This window comes from Streptomyces sp. SL06, from assembly GCF_058244745.1.
Genome location: NZ_JBSYOT010000002.1, coordinates 2440533 through 2454836, shown reverse-complemented (window position 1 = coordinate 2454836; position 14304 = coordinate 2440533). Strand labels below are relative to the sequence as shown.

At 71.6% G+C, this 14304-nt stretch carries 10 protein-coding genes and 1 pseudogene; 6 read left to right on the top strand and 5 right to left on the bottom strand.

All coding sequences use genetic code 11. The features are described 5' to 3' along the window. The first annotated feature begins 55 nt into the window (after positions 1–55). The 4 genes and pseudogenes from AC4IHM_RS10980 to AC4IHM_RS10965 all read left to right on the top strand — a co-directional run bounded on the left by AC4IHM_RS10980 (position 56) and on the right by AC4IHM_RS10965 (position 5142). Positions 56–808, top strand: a complete 753-nt coding sequence (locus AC4IHM_RS10980) for a GntR family transcriptional regulator (protein WP_490866881.1) — start codon at positions 56–58, stop codon at positions 806–808. A 374-nt stretch (positions 809–1182) separates the two neighbouring features. Continuing rightward, positions 1183–1374: an SPOR domain-containing protein gene (locus AC4IHM_RS10975; protein WP_490866880.1), complete on the top strand. Its 192-nt coding sequence runs from the start codon at positions 1183–1185 to the stop codon at positions 1372–1374. Between the two features lie 29 nt (positions 1375–1403). Then, positions 1404–1826 carry a (deoxy)nucleoside triphosphate pyrophosphohydrolase gene (locus AC4IHM_RS10970; RefSeq protein WP_490866879.1) on the top strand — a complete coding sequence of 141 codons (423 nt, stop codon included), beginning with the start codon at positions 1404–1406 and terminating at the stop codon, positions 1824–1826. Between the two features lie 675 nt (positions 1827–2501). Further along, a pseudogene (locus tag AC4IHM_RS10965) lies at positions 2502–5142 on the top strand (SpoIIE family protein phosphatase). Here the strand turns inward: AC4IHM_RS10965 and AC4IHM_RS10960 are convergent. The 5 genes from AC4IHM_RS10960 to AC4IHM_RS10940 all read right to left on the bottom strand — a co-directional run bounded on the left by AC4IHM_RS10960 (position 5129) and on the right by AC4IHM_RS10940 (position 9260). Next, on the bottom strand, positions 5129–5260 hold the full coding sequence (locus AC4IHM_RS10960; protein ID WP_490866878.1) for a hypothetical protein: 132 nt from the start codon (positions 5258–5260) through the stop codon (positions 5129–5131). The pseudogene AC4IHM_RS10965 and the gene AC4IHM_RS10960 sit on opposite strands and share 14 nt — an antisense overlap. Positions 5261–5401: 141 nt before the next feature. Further along, positions 5402–6169 carry a succinate dehydrogenase/fumarate reductase iron-sulfur subunit gene (locus tag AC4IHM_RS10955; protein WP_490866877.1) on the bottom strand — a complete coding sequence of 256 codons (768 nt, stop codon included), beginning with the start codon at positions 6167–6169 and terminating at the stop codon, positions 5402–5404. Beyond that, entirely contained in the window at positions 6166–8112 is a 1947-nt protein-coding gene (locus AC4IHM_RS10950; RefSeq protein WP_490866876.1) for a fumarate reductase/succinate dehydrogenase flavoprotein subunit, read from the bottom strand. The genes AC4IHM_RS10955 and AC4IHM_RS10950 overlap by 4 nt, the downstream gene beginning before the upstream one ends. Then, positions 8112–8948, bottom strand: a complete 837-nt coding sequence (gene sdhC, locus AC4IHM_RS10945; protein ID WP_490866875.1) for a succinate dehydrogenase subunit SdhC — start codon at positions 8946–8948, stop codon at positions 8112–8114. The genes AC4IHM_RS10950 and sdhC overlap by 1 nt, the downstream gene beginning before the upstream one ends. A gap of 24 nt (positions 8949–8972) precedes the next feature. Continuing rightward, a complete protein-coding gene (locus AC4IHM_RS10940; protein WP_490866874.1) occupies positions 8973–9260 on the bottom strand; it encodes an Rv0250c family protein in 288 nt (95 codons plus the stop codon). Positions 9261–9592: 332 nt separating this feature from the next. Here AC4IHM_RS10940 and AC4IHM_RS10935 point away from each other — a divergent pair, with 332 nt between their 5' ends. Then, positions 9593–11848 carry an ABC transporter family substrate-binding protein gene (locus AC4IHM_RS10935; RefSeq protein ID WP_490866873.1) on the top strand — a complete coding sequence of 752 codons (2256 nt, stop codon included), beginning with the start codon at positions 9593–9595 and terminating at the stop codon, positions 11846–11848. A gap of 186 nt (positions 11849–12034) precedes the next feature. Beyond that, on the top strand, positions 12035–13951 hold the full coding sequence (gene typA / locus AC4IHM_RS10930) for a translational GTPase TypA (RefSeq protein ID WP_490866872.1): 1917 nt from the start codon (positions 12035–12037) through the stop codon (positions 13949–13951). Positions 13952–14304: the final 353 nt, after the last annotated feature.

Genomic DNA, 14304 nt, shown 5'->3' with positions numbered 1-14304 from the left:
CACAACCTACGGTTGCGACGCTGTTGCTGTCTGTACAACCTGATGGGAGCGGCCAGTGACATTCGGTGAGCAGCCGGCGTATCTGCGTGTCGCGGGTGATCTCCGCAAGAAGATCGCCGACGGCCTGCTGCCGCCCCATACCCGCCTGCCGTCCCAGGCGCGGATCCGCGAGGAGTACGGCGTCTCGGACACCGTCGCCCTGGAGGCGCGCAAGGTGCTGATGGCCGAGGGGCTGGTCGAGGGCCGTTCCGGTTCCGGTACCTATGTGCGCGAGCGGCCCGTGCCCCGCCGCATCGCCCGCTCCGGGTACCGGCCGGCCGGTGGCGCCACCCCCTTCCGGCAGGAGCAGGCCGACGGCGAGGCGCGCGGCACGTGGGAGTCGCGCAGCGAGCAGGCCGAGGCGAGCGGCGCCGTGGCCGAGCGGCTCGGGATCAAGCCCGGCGACCGCGTGATGTGCACGCGGTACGTCTTCCGTGAGGGCGGCGAGGCCATGATGCTCTCCACCTCCTGGGAGCCGCTCGACCTCACCGGCCGCACACCGGTGATGCTCCCCGAGGAGGGACCGCTCGGCGGCATGGGCGTCGTCGAGCGCATGGCCGCCATCGACGTCGTCGTCGACAATGTCACCGAGGAGGTCGGCGCCCGCCCCGGCCTCGCCGAGGAGCTGCTCGCCCTGGGCGGTGTCCCCGGGCATGTCGTCCTGGTCATCCAGCGCACCTTCTACGCCTCGGGCCGGGCGGTCGAGACGGCCGACGTGGTCGTCCCGGCCGACCGGTACCGGGTGGCGTACCACCTGCCCGTCAAATAGCGGCGCCGCCGGGGGAGTTCGCCGATTCCCAGGTGGTGTGAGATGGCGCACGCCCCCCGTGCGCCTCCTGCGCCCCTTTGTGTTGCCCGTGTGCGGGTCCGCACCCTCGCGCCATGTTCCGCGCGGCGCCGGATTCCGGTCGTTCTCGCAGGTCGCTCCCTCGCCCCCGGCATGCCCTCGCCCCGGGGACCGGGTGCGCGCGGACGGCGCGTTCTGTATCGCGCGCCCCCTGGGTTCTGGCTGGTTGCGTACCTCTTTGTGCCATGCCGTATTCGCTGCGTGAAGGTTAGGCGTAGGGTCGGGCATATGCGGAGTGCGGTTTCCTTGGCGGGCGGGGCGCGGCGCGGGCCGCGGACGGGAAGTGGAGGGGCGCGATGAACGACAGCACGGTCACTCTTCCCTGGCTGGTCTTCCGGCAGGACGACAACGGCAACCGCTACCGCGTGGGCAGGTACGCGACGCGGGCCGAGGCCCAGCAGATCGCGGACACCCTCCACGCCCGCGGACACCAGCAGCTCTACTGGGTCGAAAAGCTCGGCCCGAACGGAACGGGCGCGTCCGACTGACCGCGCCGACAGGCCGTAGGCTCCGGCGCATGACGGAACGGATCGTGGTGGGCGCCGCCCTGGTCGACGGCGGGCGCCTGCTCGCCGCGCGCCGCAGCGCACCGGCCGAACTGGCCGGACGGTGGGAGCTGCCCGGCGGCAAGGTCGAGCCGGGCGAGACGCCCGAGGCGGCCCTCGTGCGCGAACTGCGCGAGGAACTCGGCGTGCGGGCCGAGACCGGTGAGCGCGTCCCCGGACAGTGGCCGCTCAGACCCCCCTTCGTCCTGCGGGTGTGGACCGCGCGCCTGCTTCCCGGCTCCGCCGCCCCCGAGGCCCTTGAGGACCACGACGAACTGCGCTGGCTGACCCCCGCCCAGGTCTGGGACGTCCCCTGGCTCGACCAGGACGTGCCGGCCGTCGAGCGGGCGCTCGCGCACCTGGGACTGGGCGCCACGGGCGCGCGGGGTGCATGAACCGGGCAGATACGAGCGCCCCCCTGCACCGTGGTTGCCTCAGTGCGCCCCTGGCCGATATCGAGCCCGGATGCCGGGCATGTGCGCATCAACCCCGCGAAACCGAACACGGACGAAGGGGGCACCGGCCGGGCAGGGCACCGGTGCGACCGGGCGCGCGGGCGGCCGTGCCGGGTGGGCGTTTCCCGCGCCGCCGCCGTGCCGGCCGCCCGCCCCCCGGCCCGCCGCGCACCGCGCGCCCGGGGCCCCGGCGGCGTCGGCGGCACCGTCGCCCCGCTGGTCGGCGAGCCGGTCACCCACGCCCTGCGGCACGCCACCGGTCTCCGGCCCGGCGCGCCGCCCCGCCGGACCGGACGGGCGAGGCGGTGCGGTTCGAACTCGCGTTGCCGCCACGGGCAGGTGACGCACCGTTGTCGTCGAGCCGAAATGTCCCGACATCGGGCCCGGTCCCGTCCCCCGACCGGTTCAGGCCGGTGGCAGTTGTCGAACTGCGTGATTCGATGACGTGTCCGCTGGTTAGAAGACTGGAAGTGTTGTCACGGTCCGGACCGAAAAGCATCGGGACCGTGCTGTGATCGTGAACACCGTGTTGTGCGGCGCCGTAGTGCTGGATACTGCGGGCAGCCGCCCCCGGTGACCGGTGCCGGACGCGGTGAGCTGGAGGGGACGGTTCGCGTGAGCGAGATACCAGCGAGGGCCACGGAGTCCGAGGGCCCTTCGGACGGCGTGCCGTTCGGTGACGCGGTGTGGCAGAGCAGCCCGCCCGGCTCCCTCTACGACTACGTCAAGGTCGCCTCCTTCTCCATCGGCCCCGACGGGCTCGTCGACCAGTGGAGCCTGCGCGCGGAGCAACTGCTCGGCATCCGCGCGGAACAAGCCGTGGGCACCGACCCCATCGAGGCCTTCGTCGATCCTGACCTCCGGGACCGCGGCCAGCGGAAGATGGCCGAGATCCTCGACGGACGGGAGTGGACCGGCGTGGTCCCCTTCCGGACGCCGGACGGCGGCACCGAACCCGGGTGGCGCGAACAGGGGCAGCGCGGGCTGGCCGAGGTGTACGTCATGCCGACGCGGACGGAGGACGGGCAGAAGGCCGCCGTCTGCATCGTCGTCGATGTCCGCGTCCTGCGCAGCATCGAGACCGACCTCGCCGCCTCGCAGGCCATATTCGGCCAATCCCCCTTCGGCTTCCTGCTGATCGACCCCGAGCTGCGGGTGCGCCGCGCCAACCAGCGGTTCGCCTCCATCTTCGGCGGCACCCCCGACGACCACCGCGGCAAGGGCGTCCACGACTACCTGCCGCGCGCCGAGGCCGACCGGGTCACCGCCACCCTGCGCCGGGTGCTGGAGACGGGCGACTCCGTCACCGACATGCACGTCACGGGCTTCGTGCCGGGCTTCGAGGAACGCCGCCACTGGTCCGTCAACCTCTACCGCGTACACAGCGGTTCGGGCCGTCCCATCGGTGTCGCCTGGCTGGGAACCGACATCACCGCCCGCCGCGCCGCCGCCCGCGAGGCCGCCGCCGCCCGGCGCAATCTCGCCCTTCTCAACGAGGCAGGCGCCCGTATCGGCAACTCCCTCGACCTGGAGACCACCGCCCGCGAACTCCTCGACGTGGTCGTCCCCGGCTTCTGCGACCTGGCCACCGTCGACCTCTACCAGGGCCTGCTGGTGGGCGACGAGACCCCGCCCGGACTCGCCGACGGCAGCGCGGAGCTGCGCCGCGTCGCCTTCTCCAGCGCCGTCTCCGAGGCCCCGTTCCAGGGCGCGGGCGAACGCGTCCAGCTCGGCGCCGTCCACCACTACCCGTTCAACTCGCCCTGCGCCGACGCCCTGCGCGCGGCACGCCCGCGCACCGTCCCCGCCGAGGAGGGCGGCCTCGTGCAGTCCACGCTCGCCGTGCCGATGGTCGCGCACGACACGGTGGTGGGACTCGCCCAGTTCGCCAGGACCAAGGGCAGCGAGCCGTTCGGGGACCGCGACCGCGACCTCGCCGTGGAGCTGGCCGCGCGCGCCGCCGTCTGCATCGACAACGCCCGCCTCTACCGGCGCGAGCACGAACGCGCGCTGATACTGCAACGCTCCCTGCTCCCGCCCGGCGACCCGGAGGCCTCCGGCCTGGACATCGCCTGCCGCTATCTGCCGGGCAACGCGGCCACCGGCCGGCCCAGCGAAGTCGGCGGCGACTGGTTCGACGTCATCGAACTCCCCGGGCACCGCACCGCGCTGGTCGTCGGCGACGTGATGGGCCGGGGCCTGCGCGCCGCGGTCGCCATGGGCGAACTCCGTACGGCCGTACGGACGCTGGCGCAGCTCGATCTCGAACCGGCCGAGGTGCTGGCCCAGTTGGACGAGATCGCCCGCGGCCTCGGCGCCCCGGGAGGCGTCCAGCAGGCCACCAGGGCGGCCCGGCGCCCCCGCGAGGCCGACCTCTCCGAGGTGTACCTGGCGACCTGTGTGTACGCCGTCTACGACTCGGTGACCAGGCGCTGCACCTTCGCCAACGCCGGCCATCTGCCGCCGGTCCTGGTCGAGCCCGGCGAGTCGGCGCTGATGCTGGACGTGCCGCCCGGACTGCCGCTCGGCGTCGGCGGCGAGCCCTTCGAGGAGGTGGAGGTCGAACTGCCCGAGGGCGCCCTGCTCGCGCTCTACACGGACGGACTGGTCGAGAGCCGCGACCACCCGCTCGACGAGGGCCTCCAGGCCTTCGTGGGAGCCCTCACCGACCCGGCCTACCCGTCCTCCGACCACCGCCCCTCCACGACGGCACCGCGCGCCGACACCTACCGGGACCTGGAGGACGTTCTGCGACCAGGTCCTCAACACCCTCGACGGCCACCACGGCGAGGACGACATCGCCCTGCTGATGGCCCGCGTCCAGGGGCTGCCCGGCGATTCGGTCGGCGACTGGACCCTGCCGCGCGAGCCGCGCAGCGTCGGCCGGGCCCGCGAGTACGCCCGCACCCAGCTGCTCGCCTGGGACCTGGAGCCGCTGGTCGACACCACGGAACTGCTCGTCAGCGAACTGGTCACCAACGCGCTGCGCTACGGCGAGGGCGAGATCAGACTCCGCCTCCTGCTCGACCGCACCCTGGTCTGCGAGGTCTGGGACTCCGGACTGGTCCAGCCCCGGCGGCGCCGCGCCCGCGACACCGACGAGGGCGGTCGCGGCCTGCAACTGGTCGGCCTGCTCAGCGCGGCCTGGGGCTCACGCCGTACGCCGCGCGGCAAGACGGTGTGGTTCGAACTGCCCCTCCCCGGCGGCGACACCCCGCTGGCCGACCCGGCGGAGGCCCTGCTCAGCCTCTTCTGACCCGCCCCGGTGTCGTACGCGTCCGGGCCCGCCGGATGCGGCGCACATGGCCGTACCCGGCAAGCAGCAGTGCCGCCCCGGCCGTGACCAGGGGCGGCACCAGGTCGACGGAGATCACCGCGACGCGCCTCCGACCACGACCGGAACAAGGGTTCGAGTCGTCCCCGCCGGCAACATGCTCGCAGCGTACGCACGGGCACCGGCCACCGCGACCGGGGCCGAGGGCCGAAGCGCTCCGACCCGGCCACGCCCGGACCGTCTAGGACCGGCGCCTGATCTTCGAACCCAGCCACACCAGCGGGTCGTACTTGCGGTCGACGGCCCGTTCCTTCAGGGGAATCAGCGCGTTGTCCGTGATCCTGATGCCCTCGGGGCAGACCTCCGTGCAGCACTTGGTGATGTTGCAGTAGCCGAGGCCGTGCTCGTCCTGGGCCGTGCGCCCGCGGTCCAGGCCCGTGTCCTCGGCGGCGTCCAGCGGATGCATGTCCAGTTCGGCGACGCGCATGAGGAAGCGCGGGCCCGCGAAGACCGGCTTGTTCTCCTCGTGGTCGCGCACGACATGGCAGGTGTCCTGGCACAGGAAGCACTCGATGCACTTGCGGAACTCCTGCGGGCGGTCCACGTCCTCCTGCGCCATCCGGTACTCGCCCGGCCCCAGTTCGGCGGGCGGCACGAAGGAGGGGATCTCGCGGGCCTTGGTGTAGTTGAAGCCGACGTCCGTCACCAGGTCGCGGACGACCGGGAAGGCGCGCAGCGGCGTGACAGTGATCGTCTCCTCGCGGGTGAAGACGGACATGCGGGTCATGCACAGCAGCCGCGGACGCCCGTTGACCTCCGCCGAGCACGAACCGCACTTGCCCGCCTTGCAGTTCCAGCGCACCGCGAGATCGGGGGCCTGGGTGGCCTGGATGCGGTGGATGATGTCCAGGACCACCTCGCCGTCGTTGACCTCGACGCGGAAGTCCGCCAGACCACCGCCCTCCACGTCACCGCGCCACACCTTGAAGCGGGCCTCATAGCCGCTCATGGGGAAAGCTCCTCCTCGGCGAGGTACTTGACCAGCTCCTCCTTCTCGAAGAGGGCGAGCAGGTCGGGTCGGACGGGCTCGGTGGTCCGCCGCTCCAGGGTGATCCGGCCGCGCTCCGGGTCCGTCGCCGCCAGGCCGCCGGTCGGATCGGCCGGCGTGCACAGCAGGTTGACCGGACGCCACCGGCGGTCCATTGAGGGATGGTCCTCGCGGGTGTGCCCGCCGCGCGACTCGGTGCGTTCAAGCGCGGCCCGCGCCACGCACTCGCTGACCAGCAGCATGTTGCGCAGGTCCAGGGCGAGGTGCCAGCCCGGGTTGAACTGCCGGTGCCCCTCCACCCCGGCCCGCCTCGCCCGTACCCGCAGCTCCGCCAGCTTCTCCAGGGCCTGCTTCATCTCGGCCTCGCGGCGGATGATGCCGACCAGGTCGTTCATCGTCTGCTGGAGTTCCTGATGGAGGGTGTACGGGTTCTCCGGAGGCCCTTCACGGGGCTCGTCCGTCTCCGCGGAGAACTCCGCGGAGAACGGCCGCAGGGCCTCCGCCGCGGCGGCGTCGACCTCGGCGTCGTCCACCCCGGGGCGCGCCCCGGCCCGTCGCGCGGCGTGCTCGGCGGCGTGCCATCCCGCCCGGCGCCCGAACACCAGCAGGTCGGAAAGGGAGTTGCCGCCGAGCCGGTTGGAGCCGTGCATGCCGCCGGCCACCTCGCCGGCCGCGTACAGCCCCGGCACCCCGTGGGCGGCGGCCGTGTCGGAGTCGACCGCGACACCGCCCATCACGTAGTGGCAGGTGGGTCCGACCTCCATCGGCTCGGCCGTGATGTCGACATCGGCCAGCTCCTTGAACTGGTGGTACATGGAGGGCAGCCGGCGCCGGATCACCTCGGCGGGCATCCGGGTCGACACGTCGAGGAAGACCCCGCCGTGCGGGGAGCCCCGGCCCTCCTTCACCTCGGCGTTGATCGCGCGCGCCACCTCGTCGCGGGGCAGGAGTTCGGGCGGGCGCCGGTTGTGGTCCGGGTCGTCGTACCAGCGGTCGCCCTCCTCCTCCGACTCGGCGTACTTCTCCTTGAAGACGTTGGGGACGTAGTCGAACATGAACCGCCTGCCGTCGGAGTTCCTGAGCACCCCGCCGTCGCCGCGCACCGACTCGGTGACGAGGATGCCCTTCACCGACGGCGGCCAGACCATGCCCGTCGGGTGGAACTGCACGAACTCCATGTTCAGCAGGGGCGCTCCGGCCAGCAGCGCCAGCGCGTGGCCGTCCCCGGTGTACTCCCACGAGTTCGACGTCACCTTGAAGGACTTGCCGATGCCGCCCGTGGCGAGGACCACCGAGGGCGCCTCCAGGACGAGGAAGCGGCCGGTCTCGCGCTCGTAGCCGAAGACGCCCGAGACCTCCCGGCCCTCCTTGAGCACCCGGGTGACCGTGCACTCCTGGAAGACCCTGAGCCGGGACTCGTGGTCCCCGGTCTCGCGGAAGTCCTCCTGCTGGAGCGAGACGATCTTCTGCTGGAGGGTGCGGATCAGCTCAAGGCCTGTGCGGTCGCCGACGTGGGCGAGCCGCGGGTACTCGTGGCCGCCGAAGTTGCGCTGGGAGATCCGGCCGTCCTTCGTACGGTCGAACAGCGCGCCCCAGGTCTCCAGTTCCCACACCCGCTGCGGGGCCTCCCGGGCGTGCAGCTCGGCCATCCGCCACTGGTTGAGGAACTTGCCGCCGCGCATGGTGTCGCGGAAGTGGACCTGCCAGTCGTCGCCGGAGTTGACGTTGCCCATGGCGGCCGCGATGCCGCCCTCGGCCATCACGGTGTGCGCCTTGCCGAACAGCGACTTGCAGATCACCGCCGTACGGGCGCCGCGCTCGCGGGCCTCGATCGCGGCGCGCAGCCCGGCGCCGCCCGCGCCCACCACGACGACGTCCCACTCCTGGCGGTCGACCACGGACATCAGAAGAACCTCGGATCGTCGAAGGCGCCGGACGCGACGAGATACACATAGAGGTCGGCGACCGCCACGCTCACCAGCGAGGCCCAGGCGAGCCCCATGTGCCGGGCGTTGAGCCGCCCGACCAGCTGCCAGGCCCGGTAGCGCGCGGGGTGCCGGGAGAAGTGCTTGAGCTTGCCGCCGACGATGTGCCGGCAGGAGTGGCAGGAGAGGGTGTACGCCCAGATCAGCACGATGTTGACGAGGAAGACCAGGGTGCCGAGCCCCATGTGGCCCCAGGCGTAGTGCTCGTCGCGGAAGGCGAGCACGGTGTCGTAGGTGAGGATGCCCGCGACCAGGAGCGCGGCGTAGAAGAAGTACCGGTGGACGTTCTGCAGGATGAGCGGGAAGCGGGTCTCGCCGGTGTACTTGCGGTGCGGCTCGGCCACCGCGCAGGCCGGCGGGGAGGCCCAGAAGCCCCGGTAGTAGGCCTTGCGGTAGTAGTAGCAGGTCAGCCGGAAGCCGAGCGGGAAGACCAGGATGACGACCGCGGGGGACAGGCCCCACCAGGTGCCGAAGAGTTCCCAGTTGGGTCCGGCGCGCATCGGCTCGCAGTTCTCCGCCAGACAGGGGGAGTAGAAGGGCGAGACGTACGGGGCTGCGTAGTAGTCGGCGCCCGACAGGGCCCGCCAGGTGGAGTAGACGACGAAGGCCAGCAGGCCGGCGGCGGTGGCGGCCGGCGCCAGCCACCAGTGGTCGGTGCGCAGGTGCGGGGCGCGGATGGCGGCGCGCGTCGGGGTGTGGACGCCGCCGCCTCGGGGACGGGGTTCGGTGGCTGGAGGTTCCGTACCAGTGGCCACTGGGCGACTCCGGTCGGGTCGGGTTCAGGGGGCGTGGCGGTCGCGGGCGCCGAGACCCTCGTCGTCCGAGTCCGTCCACAGCGAGCCGTCGTACGGGGTGTCGGGGATCGGGACGAGGTCCGGACGCCTTGCCGCCTCCGGACCGGCCGCGGCCCGCAGCAGCGCGACGCTCTCGCGCAGGTGGTCGGCGTCGGTGCGGACCCGGCGGACCTCCAGGCCGCGGCTGCCCAGCCGCTGTTCCAGCCGGGCCACCGAGCGGGACAGGTCGTCCAGGTTGCGTTGCATCGATGACAGGTCGTCGTGCACGGACATGACGTGACCTCACTTCCGTCGGGCACGGCGGGGGCCGGCCCTGGGGGCGACGTTCATGCGCCTGAGAGTGTCGCGCGTCACACCTGCCGCTGGGAAGGGATGTGCAGCGATTGGCCGGGGCGCGTCGGTGCACCGCGGCCGGCGTTGCGCCGCACGGGTGGCCTTACGTGCCGTCGTCGACGTGTCGCCCTGTGTCGCCGAACCGTTTCCTCTTCAGTTGCCGCATCCCCATCCGGATACAAATGATCAACGTGAATAACGCATATAAGGCATATCGCTCATATGCCGCCACAAGCGATCACCATGCCCGCGGCCTTCCGGAGGTAGCAGAGATGTCCCACGTCGGCGTCGCACCGCGCGCGGTCATGCGCTCGGTCGCCTTCCTCACCGCGGGTGTGCTCGCGGTCCCCGCCCTGGCCGGCTGCACCTCGAAGGACCCGTCGGGCAAGCCGCTGGCCGGAAAGGACGTCTCCGCCGCCGCCCGCGCCCGGGTCTCCGACGGCGGCACCCTGCGCTGGGCCGTGGACTCCGTGCCGGAGACGCTGAACGCCTTCCAGTCGGACGCCGACGCCACCACGGCCCGCGTCGCCGAGGCCGTGCTGCCCTCGATGTACCGGACGGACGAGACCGGCCGCCCGGTGCGCAACCCCGACTACCTGGAGTCGGCGAAGGTCGTCGACACCGAGCCCAAGCAGGTCGTCCTCTACAAGCTGAACCAGCAGGCAGTCTGGAGCGACGGCCGGGAGATCGGCGCCGCCGACTTCGCCGCCCAGTGGCGCGCCCTGTCCGGCAAGGACAGCGCCTACTGGACCGCCCGCAACGCCGGGTACGACCGCATCGAGAAGGTCGAGCGCGGCGCCAACGACCTGGAGGTCAAGGTCACCTTCAGCCGGCCCTACGCCGACTGGCAGTCGCTGTTCACGCCGCTGTACCCGAAGAACGTCATGGGCACCCCCAACGCCTTCAACGACGGCGCCCGGCGGGAACTCAAGGTCACCGCCGGTCCCTTCGCCGTCAAGAAGGTCGACGCCAAGGGCGACGAGGTCGTCCTCACCGGCAATCCGCGCTGGTGGGGGGAGCCGGCCAAGCTGAAGCAGATCGTGCTGCGCTCCGTGCCCCGCGACAAGCGGGTCTCCGAGCTGGCCGCGGGCAAGCTCGACCTGGCGGAGATCGACCCGGACACCGCCGAGCAGGTCTCCCTGGCCGGCGCCTCGCGGGACGCCGGCACCGGCACCCCGCTGATGGGCCCGTCGGGCACCCCGGCCGCGGGCTCGGGCGGCTCGCCGCTCCCCGGCCCGCAGGGCGTCTCCGCCGCGCAGGCGCTGCGCTCCTGGGCGCTCGCCAACGGCTCCGACGAGGAGGCCGCCGAGAAGGAGACCCTCGCCCGCGAGAAGCGGAGCGAGGCCGAGGCCAAGGCCGAACGCAAGCAGAAGGCGCTCAGCGGCTTCGAGGTCCGCAAGTCGCTTGAGCCCGCCTACACCCAGCTCGCCCTCAACGGCGCCGACGGCCCCCTCGCGGACGAGCGCGTCCGCCGGGCCGTGGCCCGCGCCCTGGACCGCAAGAAACTGGCCAAGGCGGTCCTGGGACCGCTGGGCCTGCCCGCCGAGCCCGTGGGCAGCCATGTCGCGCTCGCCGGCCAGCCCGCCTACGCCGACGGCAGCGGCGCGCTCGGCGACCCGGACGCCAAGGAGGCCCGCGCCCTCCTCACGGACGCCGGGTGGGTGCCCGGCGGGCCGGTGAAGAAGGACGAGAAGGACGAGAAGACCGAGAAGGGCGAGAAGGCGGCCGGCGCGAAGAGCGAGAAGGACGCCAAGGACGAGAAGAAGTCCACCGGCGACGACGACGGGACGTACGTCGTCGGCGAGGACGACAAGAGCGACGGCAAAAATGAGGAAGGCAGGAAACAGGACGCCGACACCGACCAGGAGAGCGGCAAGAACACCGCGCAGGGCGGCGCCCCCGGCGCCTACGCCCCCAAGGGCACCGCGGCCCCCGCGGGCTCGGCGTCGGCCCCGCTCGCCAAGGACGGCAAGGCGCTCACCCTGCGCTTCGTGCTCCCCTCGGGCCCCGGCTCCGAGGCCCTGCGCACCGTGGCCGACCACGTCTCGGACATGCTGAAGAAGATCGGCATCACCACCGACATCACCAAGGTCCCGGACGAGAGCTACTTCAAGGACCACGTCGCCTCCGGCGAGTACGACCTGGCGCTCTACTCCTGGCCCGCCACCGCCTTCCCCGCCACCGACGCCCGCCCCATCTACGCCAAGCCCGTCCCGGCCGCCGACGGCTCCCTGAACGTCGCGCAGAACTACACGAGGGTCGGCACCGACCAGGTCGACCAGCTGTTCGACCGGGCCATGGCCACGCTGGACCAGAAGGAGGCCCGTGACCTGCTGCGCAAGGCCGACTCGCGGATCTGGGCGGCGGCCGGCTCCGTCCCGCTCTACCAGCGCCCCCAGCTGGTGGCCGCCCGCAAGAACCTCGTCAACGCGGGCGCCTTCGGCTTCGCGACCCCGCTGTACGAGGACATGGGCTTCCTGAAGAAGGGCGCACAGGGCCCCCAGCCGTCGGCATCGCCCTCGTCCTGACCCGCCCCGACCCGCCCCGACCTGTGCCGACCGGGCATCCCGGGCCCGTACGGAGGGCACCCGGCAAGCTCCGGGGCTCCGGGCCCCGTACCATGGGGTGAGGCCGTGGCATGTATCGCCCGGCAGGCCCGCGTGACACGGACGTACGCGAGGGCCGTCCTCACACCCTCCGGGAGTAAGCCACTTATGGCTGCGTCTACAACGCGTCACGACATCCGCAACGTCGCCATCGTCGCCCACGTCGACCACGGCAAGACCACCATCGTCGACGGAATGCTCAAGCAGGCCGGTGCCTTCGCCGCGCACCAGCTCGACACCGTCGACGACCGCATGATGGACTCGAACGACCTGGAGCGTGAGAAGGGCATCACGATCCTCGCCAAGAACACGGCGGTGAAGTACCACCCCAAGGCCGGCGGGGAACCGATCACGATCAACATCATCGACACCCCCGGCCACGCCGACTTCGGCGGCGAGGTCGAGCGCGGTCTGTCGATGGTGGACGGCGTCGTCCTGCTCGTGGACGCCTCCGAGGGCCCGCTGCCGCAGACGCGTTTCGTGCTGCGCAAGGCGCTCAGCCAGCGGCTGCCCATCATCCTGTGCATCAACAAGACGGACCGTCCGGACGCCCGGATCGACGAGGTCGTCAACGAGACGTACGACCTCTTCCTCGACCTGGACGCCGACGAGGAGCAGATCGAGTTCCCGATCGTCTACGCCTGCGGCCGGGACGGTGTCGCCTCCCTCACCAAGCCGGAGGACGGCACGGTCCCGACGGACTCCACCAGCCTGGAGCCGTTCTTCTCGACGATCCTGGACTACATCCCGGCGCCGACCTACGAGGAGGGCGCCCCCCTCCAGGCGCACGTGACCAACCTGGACGCCGACAACTTCCTCGGCCGCATCGCCCTGCTGCGCGTCCACCAGGGCGAGCTGAAGAAGGGCCAGACGGTCGCCTGGATGAAGCGCGACGGCACCATGCAGAATGTGCGGATCTCCGAGCTGATGATGACCGAGGCGCTCACCCGCAGGCCCGCCGAGAAGGCCGGCCCCGGTGACATCTGCGCGGTCGCCGGCATCCCGGACATCATGATCGGCGAGACCCTGGCCGACCAGGAGAACCCGGTCCCGCTGCCGCTGATCACGGTGGACGAGCCCGCGATCTCCATGACCATCGGCACCAACACCTCCCCGCTGGTCGGCCGCGGCGCCACCGGCAAGGGCGCGGACAACAAGGCGGTCGTCAAGGACCGCAAGGTCACCGCCCGGCAGGTCAAGGACCGCCTGGACCGCGAGCTGATCGGCAATGTCTCGCTGCGCGTCCTGGACACCGAGCGCCCCGACGCCTGGGAGGTGCAGGGCCGCGGTGAGCTGGCGCTGGCCATCCTGGTCGAGCAGATGCGCCGCGAGGGCTTCGAGCTGACCATCGGCAAGCCCCAGGTCGTCACCAAGGAGGTCGAGGGCAAGACGTACGAGCCCGTCGAGCGCATGACGATCGACGTGCCCGAGGAGCACATGGGCGCGGTCACGCAGCTGATGGGCGTGCGCAAGGGCCGGATGGACAACATGTCCAACCACGGCTCCGGCTGGGTCCGCATGGAGTTCGTGGTCCCCTCCCGCGGTCTGATCGGCTTCCGTACCGAGTTCCTCACCCAGACCCGCGGCACCGGCATCGCCCACTCCCTCCACGAGGGCCACGAGCCCTGGTTCGGCACCCTCACGACCCGCAACAACGGTTCGCTGGTCGCCGACCGCTCCGGTGCCGTCACCGCGTTCGCGATGACGAATCTGCAGGAGCGCGGCGTGCTCTTCACGGAGCCCGGCACCGAGGTCTACGAGGGCATGATCGTCGGCGAGAACTCCCGCGCCGACGACATGGACGTCAACATCACCAAGGAGAAGAAGCTCACCAACATGCGGTCTTCCTCGGCCGATTCGTTCGAGGCGATCGTCCCGCCGCGCAAGCTCTCGCTGGAGCAGTCGCTGGAGTTCTGCCGCGACGACGAGTGTGTCGAGGTGACCCCGGAAGCCGTTCGCATCCGCAAGGTGAACCTGGACGCCCGCGAGCGCGCCCGCGCCGCGAGCCGCGCCAAGCACGGCTGATCCGACCGCTGCCGGCCTACGCCGGCCCGCACGGCGGAGCCCGGGTGTCCCCACGACGGGGGCACCCGGGCTTTTTTCAACCGGTTTTCCGCGCCCCCGACTCCCTCATGAGGCCCTCCGGGAGACCTCCGATGTTCGAAACGCGGAGACGGACGCCCGATAGCCATGTAACACGTCCGTTTCGCGGCCTTCTCGTCCCGAACAGTTTGTCCAGATTTTGGAAGATCTACCCGCGAGCTGTGACTGAATTGAGATTTAAAGACGGTGGTCGGTCCTTCTGCTCATGGCAGATAGTTAGCCGCGTAGCGCTCGGGTCAATGGGTCTCGCGCTGTGGGGACAGCGCCCGACTCAC